The organism is Nostoc sp. DedQUE08 (assembly GCF_034530895.1).
GTDB lineage: Bacteria > Cyanobacteriota > Cyanobacteriia > Cyanobacteriales > Nostocaceae > Nostoc.
In genome coordinates this window covers 21,753-34,917 of record NZ_JAVRCD010000046.1, presented here as the reverse complement: position 1 = coordinate 34,917, position 13,165 = coordinate 21,753, and the positions used below count along the sequence as shown (strand labels likewise).

General features: G+C 41.2%; 12 protein-coding genes and 1 riboswitch. Of the genes, 3 read left to right on the top strand and 9 right to left on the bottom strand.

Going from position 1 to position 13,165, the window contains the following annotated elements; all coding sequences use genetic code 11:
* Positions 1 to 95: 95 nt before the first annotated feature.
* The 4 genes from RMY64_RS26010 to RMY64_RS25995 form a co-directional block, all read right to left on the bottom strand.
* Complete coding sequence (locus RMY64_RS26010; protein ID WP_322669564.1) at positions 96 to 1,430, bottom strand: chloride channel protein; 1,335 nt, start codon at positions 1,428 to 1,430, stop codon at positions 96 to 98.
* Positions 1,431 to 1,625: 195 nt separating this feature from the next.
* Positions 1,626 to 2,030 carry a hypothetical protein gene (locus tag RMY64_RS26005; protein ID WP_322701524.1) on the bottom strand — a complete coding sequence of 135 codons (405 nt, stop codon included), beginning with the start codon at positions 2,028 to 2,030 and terminating at the stop codon, positions 1,626 to 1,628.
* Between the two features lie 110 nt (positions 2,031 to 2,140).
* Positions 2,141 to 3,010 (bottom strand): zinc metalloprotease HtpX, encoded by an 870-nt coding sequence (locus RMY64_RS26000; RefSeq protein WP_322701523.1) that lies wholly within the window; start codon positions 3,008 to 3,010, stop codon positions 2,141 to 2,143.
* Positions 3,011 to 3,278: 268 nt separating this feature from the next.
* Positions 3,279 to 3,803 (bottom strand): Chromate resistance protein ChrB, encoded by a 525-nt coding sequence (locus RMY64_RS25995; protein WP_322669561.1) that lies wholly within the window; start codon positions 3,801 to 3,803, stop codon positions 3,279 to 3,281.
* Positions 3,804 to 4,004: 201 nt separating this feature from the next.
* Here RMY64_RS25995 and RMY64_RS25990 point away from each other — a divergent pair, with 201 nt between their 5' ends.
* From RMY64_RS25990 to RMY64_RS25980, 3 genes are all read left to right on the top strand, one after another.
* The gene (locus RMY64_RS25990; RefSeq protein ID WP_322669560.1) at positions 4,005 to 5,192 is read left to right on the top strand and encodes an MFS transporter; all 1,188 of its coding nucleotides are present in this window, start codon (positions 4,005 to 4,007) and stop codon (positions 5,190 to 5,192) included.
* Between the two features lie 30 nt (positions 5,193 to 5,222).
* A riboswitch (Fluoride riboswitch) is annotated at positions 5,223 to 5,306 on the top strand.
* A 95-nt stretch (positions 5,307 to 5,401) separates the two neighbouring features.
* The gene (locus RMY64_RS25985; RefSeq protein WP_322701522.1) at positions 5,402 to 6,736 is read left to right on the top strand and encodes a voltage-gated chloride channel family protein; all 1,335 of its coding nucleotides are present in this window, start codon (positions 5,402 to 5,404) and stop codon (positions 6,734 to 6,736) included.
* A 333-nt stretch (positions 6,737 to 7,069) separates the two neighbouring features.
* Positions 7,070 to 7,366 carry a hypothetical protein gene (locus tag RMY64_RS25980; protein WP_322701521.1) on the top strand — a complete coding sequence of 99 codons (297 nt, stop codon included), beginning with the start codon at positions 7,070 to 7,072 and terminating at the stop codon, positions 7,364 to 7,366.
* A gap of 162 nt (positions 7,367 to 7,528) precedes the next feature.
* On the opposite strand, the gene RMY64_RS25975 is transcribed toward RMY64_RS25980, so the two are convergent.
* The 5 genes from RMY64_RS25975 to RMY64_RS25955 form a co-directional block, all read right to left on the bottom strand.
* Positions 7,529 to 7,972, bottom strand: coding sequence for a hypothetical protein (locus tag RMY64_RS25975; protein ID WP_322701520.1), 444 nt, complete (start codon positions 7,970 to 7,972; stop codon positions 7,529 to 7,531).
* 146 nt (positions 7,973 to 8,118) lie between these two features.
* The gene (locus tag RMY64_RS25970) at positions 8,119 to 8,757 is read right to left on the bottom strand and encodes a Uma2 family endonuclease (protein ID WP_322701519.1); all 639 of its coding nucleotides are present in this window, start codon (positions 8,755 to 8,757) and stop codon (positions 8,119 to 8,121) included.
* A gap of 123 nt (positions 8,758 to 8,880) precedes the next feature.
* A complete protein-coding gene (locus RMY64_RS25965) occupies positions 8,881 to 10,116 on the bottom strand; it encodes an LL-diaminopimelate aminotransferase (protein ID WP_322701518.1) in 1,236 nt (411 codons plus the stop codon).
* A gap of 243 nt (positions 10,117 to 10,359) precedes the next feature.
* Complete coding sequence (locus RMY64_RS25960; RefSeq protein ID WP_322701517.1) at positions 10,360 to 11,715, bottom strand: NAD(P)/FAD-dependent oxidoreductase; 1,356 nt, start codon at positions 11,713 to 11,715, stop codon at positions 10,360 to 10,362.
* Positions 11,716 to 11,948: 233 nt separating this feature from the next.
* The gene (locus RMY64_RS25955; RefSeq protein ID WP_322701516.1) at positions 11,949 to 12,869 is read right to left on the bottom strand and encodes a DUF4349 domain-containing protein; all 921 of its coding nucleotides are present in this window, start codon (positions 12,867 to 12,869) and stop codon (positions 11,949 to 11,951) included.
* Positions 12,870 to 13,165: the final 296 nt, after the last annotated feature.

Genomic DNA, 13,165 nt, shown 5'->3' with positions numbered 1-13,165 from the left:
ACAAAGCGCAAAATTATTCTAAATTGCTCTTGAATAATTGCTATAATTTGATACAATCTTAACATATATTGCTTTTTATTGCCTGGGCAGCTAACTCAGCCGCTTATTTGATCCGTAGCTTCTCTCTGGGATTTGAGTTGAGATGCGATCAGGGGAACTTTCGGGGCAAGAAAAAATCCCATCAAACTGGCAAAAAGGATCGGCGTCAAAGGACTCAAGTTAGTCAGTTTTGATAGTAGCAAAGTCGTACTTATAGGTGTGCGGGTTACGGCTGCGTTGACAGCCGCCATTGTACAAATCATCGCCAGGGCAGGATCGAGTCCTGGAATTAAGACTGCTACTGCTTTACCAATGCAAGCACCAGTGAAAAATAGGGGAATGATGAATCCACCGCGCCACCCACCTGTTACTGTAATGCTAATGGCAGCCATTTTCCCAAGAGCTAGAGTTAAGAGAAAAACAGCACCAAAGTTAGCTCTCAGGACTGAATCTAACTCTTCATGTCCAAAATAACGGGTAAGGGGTAATAAAACTGCTAAAATGCCAAGTCCCACTCCTGCTAGTGTTGTGCGTACATAAATGGGAACAGGAGTTGATGCAGAGACGCCCAGACGTGAAACAGCTTGCCAAAAAGCATCGCAGCCGCGAAAAATACCTATAAAAATCCATCCCGCCACTGCCCCGATAATTCCAAACACGATCGCGATCGCAAAATCATCAATCCTTTCTAAGTGATACTGAGGAAAATGCCAAGTAGGGGCTATACCCATATGTGTAATTGCTGCAAACACCAGATAGCTAGCGCAACTCGAAACAATGGCTGGCATTAAAGCTTCGTAATATTCCACAATATGCTCGTGGTGCAAAATCTCTAAAGCGAACATCGCACCACCAAGAGGTGAGCCAAACAAGGCAGTAAAGCCAGCCGCCATTGCTGCTAAACTCATGGTTCTGAGGTCTTCACCTTGGAGTTTTAAGCGATCGGCAATCCAAGTACCAAAAGAACCTGTTACCTGTACGAGTGGTGCTTCTGGGCCAGCACTACCACCTGCTGAGATGCTGACTAGAGAAGCAAGAATCATTGAAGGATTTTTGCGAACATCTAGGCGGCCGCCACGAAAATGAATATTATCAACAATCACAGCGATTTCACCGGGATTTCCCAAATAATGAATCACCAGACCGATAATTAAGCCGCTAAGTGGCATCACTATCAGCAGGCTAAAACCCTCAAATCGCTGGAGTCTGTGAGTTAAAAACTCTAGAATATTCCAGTACAACGCCGCAAATAGACCACCAGCAGTCCCCACGGCTATCCAGCGGATAACCCACTGCGAAATCATTAGGGGATTACGCTTTACCAGTCCAAAAAGTTGAGCAAATGTCCAGCGTTGAGTTTGATTACTAGCGGGGGGCTTGTTTGGTAACACTGCTTATTTCCTATTTGTGAAACCTAGAGTACTGAATATTTACGCTTTTTATGGTAAGGGGTATTTAGTTTAGTAAATCATTTTTGGTCTACAAATAGCGATATTTTTGACGGACTATAAAAAAGGGCGTACATCTGTACGCCCTTAAAATATTTATCTGCGTAGGCATAGCCCAACCTAGACATTGCACCCTCTTTAACGAGAATAAGGATTATTGAAGGTTTCCCAAGCAGCAATGGCCGCCTTTTGCACGCGAAAGCTGAAGTCTACTAAGTCTTTCATCAATAAGTGCCAGTTTCTCTCAGCTTCATCCTGAATTACCGCCCAAGAGTTTTCTAAGCGATCGCGTTGTATCAGTTTCCTTCCTTCAATTAATTCCCGTGCTTGACGCACAACTTTCAAATAGGTTTCACGGGTGAGAGTACCTGCGGAATCAGCCTCAGCTTGAGCGCGTCTTTTTAGCGCCTCAATTAACGCTTTGGTTTCGCGTTTTACCTCATCAGTTTCACCAGCCATTTCGGTTTCCACTAATTTGTCGGTTTCAGAACTTATTTTTACAATTACTATGGATTCAGTAGATTCGATATTGTTAGAATTCATACTTAAAACATCCTTAATTGCAAAGTTTACTCTCCAATAAAAATTGCACTCTATCTTAATAGTCATTAGCCATTTTTTTATTTGACAAAGGACAAATGACTAATGACAAATTAATAAGCTTTTGTTGGCAGTTGTTGCTCTAGTTTCAGCAATGCTGCAACTCGCATTTCTGTAGCTGGATGACTAGAGAACAAGTTACCTAAAAACTGTCCAGAAATGGAATTGATAATTAATAACGGCTCATAAGCTGGATTAGCATTTAAAGGCATTTGCTTTGCTGAAGCTTCTAAGCGTTGCAATGCCCTAGCTAAAGCGCGGGGATTACCAGTTAATCTCGCAGAACCGGCATCAGCAGAAAATTCTCGCGTGCGCGAAATTGCTAGCTGAATAATTGTCGCAGCCAGTGGAGCAAGCATGACTGTTAATAAAACTCCTATTGGATTTCCACCTCTGTTGTCATCTCGCGAACTACCGCCAAACCATAAGCTGTAACTAACCATTTGGGCTAAGAATGAAATCGCACCAGCTACAGTAGCAGCAACAGCTTGAGTGAGAGTGTCACGATTAATAATATGGGTTAGCTCGTGGGCGATAACGCCTTCGAGTTCATCCTCTGGCAATATATTTAAAATACCTTCAGTGACAGCTACAGCAGCATGTTCTGGATCGCGCCCTGTAGCGAAGGCATTAGCACCCTGGCTTGGAACGATATAAACTTTAGGCATAGGAATGTTAGCGCGATCGCTCAATTTCTGCACCATCCGATAAAGTCCTGGTGCTTCCCTTTCACTTACAGGTTGCGCTTGGTATACTGCTAGGGCAATTTTATCTGATTGATACCAAGAAAACAGGTTGGTTGCTGCTGCCAAGCCAATCCCGATAATCAAACCACTAGAACCGCCAATTACCCAGTAACTAATTGCAATCAAAAGAGCACTTAGTGCAGCAAGCAAAGTAGCCGTTTTCAATTGATTTGTCATGTTTTTGCTCTCCTGCTAATGCTGTGTAAATTTTTTCGAGAACAGCATTACTTCAGCTATATTTTGATTTTATCCAGCTAAACTTAAAAATATGGTATAGAAAACCTATCAGATAAGTACGGTTTTCCTACTTAAGTTTTAATAATACTAATTTAATTATAGAATCAACATTAATAAATAGTAAAAACAACATCTATCTATAGGCAGAAATTACAATGGTGATGCTTAAATTAGGCTATGTATACACCATTAGTTAAGATCGATTTACTTATAAAGATTCTGAGTCTATTCCTTCTGCTTGATATATTTGTTGGGAAAATAGCTGAAAATCTAATTCGCACGCCTTCAAAGCTTCAGTGGCTTGTGAGTATTTTGGGGCATCAAACAAATCGCGATCGCGGATTTTAGGCAACCAAGAACGCAGTTTATTTAATTCCGCCTCGTTCTCTTCTAATTCTGCAAAGGTGAGATTACCTATTTTCCGTTCCTCGCTCAATTCGCGATGCAAATCCCGACATTGCCCCAAAAACTCTTGATATTCTCGATCTGCCTGCTGTTGAAAACGATTTACCAACATAGCATTTTGATCGGGTTCATCAATCCAAATAGTCAATAAATCTGCTTCACCACCACCTGCTGTAATGTCTGCTTTCAATTCTGCTAAATATTGTTGCAAGTCTTCTCTATGCGGTAGCACGCACACCGACTGCTGTAGATAAAGTGCGCCCCAACCCTTGAGTTTACGCCAAACATACACCCGTTGCGTTGAAGGCTGTGCGGGTACTTTGTACACCAATAAGTTCCAACACTTTCTGTCCATAGATAGATTGTAACAGGTGTTGCATTAAATCGATTTTATTGTTAGTCTACTTATGAAACACCTGTTGCATTATAGAAAAATTATGAGTCTGAATCATAAAGTCAGAAGCTCACTTATTGGTTCTCAAGAATTACAGAGTTGATGTAGTAAAAGCCAGTCAGGTAAACAGGAAATATGCAACTACAAAATAAATTTTTCCAGACAATTCCCCGCACTGTTTGGGTATTGGGATTTGTCAGTTTGCTGACAGATATTAGCTCTGAGATGATTAATTCTGTATTGCCCTTATTTTTGGTATCAGTTTTAGGGGCGAATGTTTTGACTGTGGGCATCATCGAAGGCATTGCAGAAGCAACAGCTTCAGTTTTAAAAATCTTTTCGGGAGCGTTGAGTGATTATCTAGGACATCGTAAAGGATTAGCGGTGTTTGGGTACGGCTTATCCACCTTTGTTAAACCACTATTTGCTGTAGCTAGCAGTCCAACTGGGGTGTTAATAGCTCGATTTGGCGATCGCATTGGTAAAGGTATTCGGGTAGCGCCCCGCGATGCCTTAGTCGCCGATTCCACCGATCCAGAGGTACGCGGTGCAGCTTATGGATTGCGTCAATCCCTTGATACTATCGGAGCATTTTTGGGGCCTTTGGCAGCATTCACCCTGATGACTGCTTCCAAAAACAACTTCCGCCTGGTTTTTTGGCTAGCACTCATCCCTGGATTTTTCGCAGTCGCTTTATTAACAGTAGGAGTACGCGAACCACAAACAAGTGAAACTCAAGGAAACCGAAGCAATCCTCTGCAATGGCAAGCTTTACGCAGCTTGAGTCAAGGATACTGGGTACTTGTAGCAGTGGCATTGTTATTCAATTTAGGCAACTCCAGCAATGCTTTTTTGTTGCTGCGAGCAGAACAAACAGGCATTTCTGCCTCACTTATACCATTGACATTAATGGTGATGAACATTGCCTACTCATTCAGCGCCTACCCATTAGGAATACTTTCCGATCGCGTGGGTAAATTTGGGTTACTGGTAGGCGGATTTCTCCTATACGCTTTAGTCTATCTGGGTTTCGCTTTTGTGCAGACACCTTGGCAAGCGTGGGGATTGTTTGCCCTTTATGGTCTACATCTGGGCATGAGTAAAGGATTGCTATTGGCGCTAGTGGCAAATAGTATACCTGCAAATCTGCGTGGCACTGCTTTTGGATTCCTCAACTTAGCTGTGGGATTAGCGCTTTTACCTGCCAGTTTGCTAGCTGGTGGGTTATGGCAAACACTGGGAGCAGAGGCGACATTTATTACTGGAAGCTTGTTTGCGTTGGCAGCTGTATTATTGTTAGTTTCTCAAAAAAACAAATATTGAAAAGCAAAAATGGTATCCTTGATTTGAAATCAAATCAATGGCGATGGAGCTCGCCGAAACCGCCTTTCCAGTCCGAAAATTCATCACTGGAAGGCTGATGGCTCCTACTTTCCTTGCTAACTGCGGGAGAGTAGGGCTTGGCTAAATGCATTACCTGACTCCCCTGTAGAAAGTATCTCTCTACAAATCGCACCTCAAGGAGTCATGGTATGAAACACTTTCGTCAGTTTGAACCATTTATTGCCTTACCTCATTTAATCAAGTGGTTGCCTATCTCCTTTGTGGTTGGCATTGTTGCTGGAACAGCTTCTGCGGCTCTTTTAGCATCATTAGAATGGGCAACTGATTGGCGAGAATCACATCGCTGGATTATCGCTTTGCTTCCCTTTGGTGGCTTCTTGAGTGGTTGGATTTATCATCAATTTGGTCGGACTGTAGAAGCAGGAAATAACCTTTTACTCGAAGAAATTCATAACCCCAAAAAGATTATTCCTTTTCGTATGGCTCCTCTTGTTTTACTAGGAACAGACCTTACCCATTTATTTGGTGGTTCAGCCGGTCGTGAAGGTACAGCATTACAAATGGGTGCTTCTTTGGCAGACCAGTTAACTAAAATATTGCATTTTCAAGGGGCTAATCGCAGAATTTTGTTAACGGCAGGTATCAGTGGGGGATTCGCTTCAGTTTTCGGTACTCCCTTAGCTGGAACCGTATTTGGTCTAGAAGTTTTAGCGATTGGTAAAATTCATTACGACGCTCTTTTTCCTTCTTTAATTGCTGCGATCGTCGGAAATCAAGTAACTTTACTATTAGGTTTACATCATACAGCATACCGACACGCTCCCTCTATACCGCCGCTCACAATTTGGGGATTGATTGCTGCGATTATTGCAGGTGCAATTTTTGGAATTGTCGCGAGATTCTTTGCTAAAGTAACTCACAAAATTAGCCACTTATTTAAAGCAAAAATATCTTATCCTCCACTGCGTCTTTTGATCGGTGGTGCGATGATAGCAGTAATTGTTGGGTTAAGTGGTACAACTAAATACATTGGGCTTGGTATCCCTACTATTGTTGATTCTTTTTTCACTCAGCTACCTCCTTGGGATTTTGCAGCCAAATTGGGTTTGACTGCTCTAACTTTAGGAGCAGGTTTTAAAGGAGGAGAAGTTACGCCTTTATTTTTTATTGGTGCAACTTTAGGTAATGCTTTGTCGTTACTTTTAGCGTTACCTGCACCACTGTTAGCAGGAATGGGATTTGTGGGTGTATTTGCGGGTGCAGCAAATACACCTTTGGCATCCACCTTAATGGGAATTGAATTATTTGGTCTGGAATCGGGGGTATTTATTGGTATTGGTTGTGTAGTTAGCTACTTATTTTCAGGTCATTCTGGAATTTACTCAGCACAGCGTATTGGGTTGAGTAAATACTCTGCTGTATATTTAGAAGAAGGGGTGACTTTGGCTAATTATGGACGAGAAAAAGTTGAGCCAAAAATTGGTTTACCTGATGATGGCAAAGAAGGAGGAAATAATTCTTAAGAATAATTTTTTGATGCAATGAATGAATAATTGGGAAAGTGCGTATTTTACTACCGTAGGCATCGCATAGTCAGAAATCGCTATTGTATAAAGGAAAGTAGCCACTCAATCAAAAAGAGAGGGGAAAATCGCACATAAATTTGCTGGGCAAAAGGTGTCTGAAATCCTGAAATACAAGAAGGGTAGTATAAGACAAGCTCCACTCCCGGAAGAATCGCCCAGTTGGGATGAGTTTTGTGAAATGTTATGGGAAGAGATTGAAGCGGGTGCTGAGGTAAATCAACCGGGTTTTAAAGTTGTTCGCAAGTTATTAAGCGATAAGAGGTTTGACAAATGAAGAATCATGGATTTGGCAAACTAATTACCTTTCTAAGTCAATTAGAACAAGAGACAATTAGTTACACTTTAGCTCATCATCGCGATGAAACTATTATGGTAAATGTGGCGGTGGCTGGAGAACGATGGGAAGTGGAATTTTTTGAGGATGGTTCGGTTGAAGTAGAACGATTTATTAGTAGTGGAGAGATTAATGGGGAGGAGGTTTTTAGCGAACTATTTGCTATGTATTCAGAGCCAGAAACTAATTCTGCCAAATATACCCAAAATGCTAATTTTACAACCACGACATGAAGGCGATCGCATTGTATCTTAATCTAGAGAATGGGAAGTATTAACCAATCCTACAGTATCTCAATAAATCGGCGTAATCCCTAGCTCTTGTAACTCTTTGAATATCAATTTTTTGCACTCAGCTTGAGGATAATAGTATTTTTCAGATTCATAGAAGTCTTTCTATTCTATTAAATAATAGAGGTTTCTTTGGCTTTTTTCTTTAGAAAAGCTGAGAGGAACGTAATCAAATACATACCTTGATGTAAATAAATAGCATGGATATTCTTCTTCATTTTTTATGTTCCAAATAACTTCTTGCTCAAAAGCAAAAGTTCCTTTTTCTATTGTTACTCTGACACCAAACGGTTCAATATCTCTAATTTTATCGCCAATATTACCATTGTGGCTATAATGATTAGTTTCAATTAATTCATAAAATTTTATACTAAATGAAGATCGGTCAATTTTTGACACTGAATACTTTCCTTTAGCAGTAACAATGATTGCTTGTCCTGCTCCAGATGCCATGTCTACAGTGCCATCTTCATTAAAAAGTAAATAATGAAAGTAGCCATAGTAGTGAGGATTTGCATTTAAACAACCGATTCCGAAAACGTTTTGCATAAATATCTATATGTAGAATAGATTAGAAACTAAAGTATAGCTTTTGAGTACGACTACCAAACATAAAGATACAAACTATTTAACTTGGCATTTATTCAACTTTTTCCTGGAATGCGATCGCACCTTATACTGACTATTTTTATTTACTAAATCATCGCTTCCAATTCTTCCAAAGCTTGAAAACTTCCTACTTGCCAGCTACGTTCCACAGCAGCAGGGATAATCTCAGTAATAGCTATATCTTCAAAATTAGGACTGGTGTCAGATTTTATGTATTTCCCCTCTTTCAACAAATAAATAGAAAGGCTCCCGCTATCGTAAACCCATAGTTCTGGAACTCCAATGGCTTCATAAGCATCAAGAGTAGTTTTTGATGTGACATCAGTTTCAATTGCTAAATTAGGCGGTGGATCGTCAGGTTGTAAGCGGCGACGACCAATCATTTGTTGATAATTCTGAATATAAAAGCAAGCATCAGGTTCAACTCCTGCTAAACCTTGCTTTTTAAAGGTGGTGGAACCAAAAGGTTGATATCTGATATCTTTAGCCTTCAGCAATATTTTGACAATATCAGAAATTAAATCTTTAGGTATTTCATGTTCTGGTAAAGGAGCCATAATTTCTAAAATACCCTGGCTATAGGCAATTCGTGTAATTCTTTTTTGTCCCAATTCTTGTAATATAGATTCAAATTCTTCCCACTTAACATCTGGAATTGTTACTGTGCTACCAGGCGCTAACTGCATCTGGCTAACAGCTTTTAAAACCGGAATAGCAGCAGTCACGTCGCTTCGCTCCAATTCAAGATTCAAAATTCAATATCTGTCAGGTTGCGGTGGATAATACAGCCCACCGTAACCTTTAGATTAATAAAATGAGTTTAACAAAAGCGACTAAAAGCGATCGCTCTACACCTTAAACTTCTCGGTAATCCGCTTCATCGCCTCTTCGACATTCTCCCGGCTGTTAAACGCCGATATGCGGAAGTAACCTTCACCCGCAGCACCAAAGCCTGAACCAGGTGTCCCCACAACGTTGACAGTTTGCAGCAACTTATCAAAGAATTCCCAACTGGACAAACCATTAGGCGTTTTTACCCAAACGTAAGGTGCATTCACGCCTCCATAAACTGATAATCCGGCGGCTGTGAGTTTCTCACGGATAATTTTGGCGTTTTCGAGATAGAAACTAACCAATCCCTTGATTTGTGCTTGTCCTTCTTCGGAGTAAACCGCCTCCGCTCCCCGTTGGACGATGTAAGAAACGCCGTTGAATTTGGTAGACTGGCGACGATTCCACAGTTTCCACAGTTCGACATCGGAACCATCGGCGGCTTTTGCTGTGAGTGTCTTTGGTACTACGGTTAACGCACAACGGGTTCCTGTAAAACCTGCATTTTTGGAGAAAGACCGAAATTCGATCGCAACTTCTCTTGCACCTTCAATTTCATAAATTGAGTGCGGAAGCGACGGATCGGTGATATAAGCTTCGTAGGCTGCATCAAAGAAAATAATCGAGTTATTAGCTTTGGCATATTCTACCCACGCCTTTAAATATTCCTTGGTAGCAGTTGCGCCAGTGGGGTTATTGGGAAAGCAGAGATAAATTAAATCGACTTTCTTTGAAGGAATCTCGGCGGTGAAGTTGTTATCAGCTGTAATTGGTAGATAAACTAAACCCTCAAATTCGCCTTTATCGTTAGCATCCCCAGTATTTCCCACCATCACATTAGTGTCTACATATACGGGATAAACGGGGTCAGTAACGGCAATTAGATTGTCATGACCAAAGATTTCTAGAATATTGCCGGTGTCGCACTTGGAACCGTCAGAGATAAAGATTTCCGAAGCATCTATATTGGCTCCCCGTGCTTGGAAATCTTGAGTAGCAATTTTCTCCCGTAACCAAGCGTAGCCTTGCTCTGGGCCGTAGCCTTTGAAGGTATTGCGATCGCCCATTTCTTCCACAGCTTTAATCATCGCTGTGCGGCAAGCCTCCGGTAGAGGTTCGGTAACATCGCCAATCCCCAGCCGGATGATTTTAGCATTACTGTTTGCTTCTGCAAAGGCATTCACCCGCCGAGCAATTTCTGGAAACAGATAACCCGCTTTCAGCTTCAGGTAGTTGTCGTTAATAGTTGCCATTATGTAGATTATGAAAAACGCCCTCAAATAGCTTACTGCTAATTTATGAGGGCGATAACTTTGTTATGGGGAGTGGGAAGTGAGGAGTGGGGGGACAAGGGGACAAGGGGACAAGGGGACAAGGGGACAAGGGGACAAGGGGGACAAGGGGGAATTATTGAACAAGTCTCTCCCTTGTCTCCCCCCTCTTCCTTGTCTACCTTGTCTCTTCTCCATGCCCAATGCCCAATGCCCCATGCCCAATTAGACATTTACTGGTTGTTTATTATCGGCTGAATAACTGTTGCGATCGCCAATTTGGAACTGCGTGATTGATTCTTGTCCTGTAATCAATCTTGCTCCACGATTACGGGTGAAATAGCTCCATGCCCACTGAATCATTACTACTAATTTGTTGTTAAATTCAATTAAGAAGTAGATGTGAATAAATAGCCAAAACAGCCATGCAACGAAACCTTTCAGCTTGGTAAAGCCCAAATCGACTACAGCAGAATTATGCCCAATCATTGCCAAACTACCATAATCGGTATAAGCAAAGGGTGGCAAATTGTTTCCTACAAGCCGCTTTTGGACTAGTGCTGCTACATATTCACCTTCTTGCTTGGCTACAGGTGCAACACCAGGTAGCGGTTTACCATTTTGATGAGAAAAATTTGCTAAGTCGCCAATTACAAAAATATTCGGATGTCCTTTAATACTCAAGTCAGGTTCAACGATAATCCGTCCAGCGCGATCGCACTCAGCACCTGTGCGTTCTGCTAGCACTTTTCCCATTGCTGAAGCTTTTACACCTGCTGCCCATAATACCGTTTTTGAAGCAATTTCTTTAACTTCTTCGCCTTGTTTGAGGGTAACAGTATCATTTTCAATATTTGTTACCAGTGTTTTTGTCTGGACAACCACCCCTAAGCGCGTCAGGGATGCTTCCGCTTCTTGTGATAACTCTGGTGCAAAGGGTGGCAAAATCCGATCCAACCCTTCTAATAGCAAAATTTTGGCTTCTGAGGTGTCGATGTTGCGGAAATCTTCTTTGAGAGTTTGATTTGCTAATTCTGCAATCGCACCAGCTAACTCTACACCTGTTGGGCCACCACCCACAATTACAAAGGTCAACCAAGCACGGCGTTTTTCTGGATCGGTTTCTTTTTCTGCGGCTTCAAACGCCGAAAAAATCCGGCTACGCATTTCTATCGCATCTTCTACTGTTTTCAAGCCTGGGGCAAATTCTTCCCAGTTATCTTTGCCAAAGTAGGAATGCTTCGCACCTGTGGCGACAATTAACGTATCGTAAGGTATTGCTTCGTCACCCACAATCACTTTTTGCGCTTCTGGATCGATATTATTCACCTCTCCCAACAGCACTTTCGTATTCTTGCTCTTGCTGAGAACAGAACGCAACGGTGAGGAGATATCAGCCGGAGATAGCGCACCTGTGGCGACTTGATATAAAAGGGGTTGAAATAGATGAAAGTTACGTTTATCAATCAGAGTAACGTTTACTGCTGCTTTGGCGAGTGTTTTTGCTGCATAAAGTCCACCAAAACCACCGCCAACGATTACTACTTTATGGGGTGGATTATTGTCAAGTGAATTTACCATAAGAAATATTATCGTGTATGCCGACTATTGTAACTATTCTTAACAGATTTGTATCAAAATTGTCATCATATATTTTGTATTGCTCTTTACATTTGAAAAAGTATTAAAGTAATCGAAACTACAGGATAAACAAAATTTTTAGGACAAAGGTACAGACAATAAGAGTTTGGGATATTTCAATCCCTGTTTATCTGTGTAGATTTATCAAAGGTAGATGTAGAATTTATGCAACTTTAGTCAGAAATAGTTGACTCTGGTGTTTGTGGCAAACGTGGTGAATGAGTTCGCCGCCAACGCCTAAAGCCATAGACAAGAGCAACAAAAATTAACAAATAGGGGCTGTAAACAATTAACCAAATACCCAGTTTAAGTAAGCCAACGGAAAATGCCCTCAAAGAATGGGTAGAGTTATTCCAAGTTTCCTTAACTTGCAAACCCAAGTCAGGTTGGGGACTGGTGCTAGAAACTGCTGCTTCTAGGTTCAGCGTAATAGTGGAATAAGCAACTTGATTTTGTAAGCTTTTTAGTTGGGCATCAATTTGTTCTATTGTTTGTCGGACATTACTCAGTTCTTGGGCAACACTAAGCACATCTCTGACAGAACCAGCCCGATCCATAATTTTTTGCAAATTGGCTTCAGTTTTTTGCAAATTGGTTAATCTGGCTTGGAAATCTACTAGGCGATCGCCTACATCTTCGGCAGTGATATTACGACTATTAACAGTGCCCAATTTAGCTAGTTGTTCTAGAGTAGGTTCTAGCCGATCCTCTGGTATCCGCAATTGGATTGTTGCTGTGTAACGCGGGTTGTCGTTTTTGGGTTGTTGTTGTTTCAACCCGATTAAATCCCCTTGCTGTTGATTGATAATTTGCGAAACAGCATCGACAGTCTTATCTACAGAGTTAACAGTCAAAGAGATTGCTGCCTTTTTGATCAGTTGGGGACGAGAACGCGCTATTGGTGCAGCTTCCGCCTTTTGGGAAATATTGTTTTCACGGGCACTTAATTGATTTACCCCATCATTAGCTGCAATTTGAGGTGCAGACTTATTTGCTGTCTGTTGGGAAGAGGCACAACTAGTGAAAATCACCCCTCCCAATAACGCACTTATAAATAAAGCAGATGTGCGCGGGAATTTAGTCGAAGTATACATAATCTACCCCCAGATAGATGAAGTTAAACCCAGTATTACTGAAGAAAAACTCAAAGCCTGTATTGTTGCGATTTATGTAACAGGGTTAGTCATTTTTATTTACAGAGCTTGATGAGATATCTCAAAAAGATTATTAGCAAGTCATTTGACGATTATTTCAAAAAATATTTGTAACAAGTCTGTTTGCCAGTAGGGTTGTAAAATTGCTTTCTGGTAGTTGATATTTTTGAAATTGTTTGATTTTGAAAATAAGTTACATCTGCGATCGCTGCTTGCAAATCTGCCTTTATACCAAT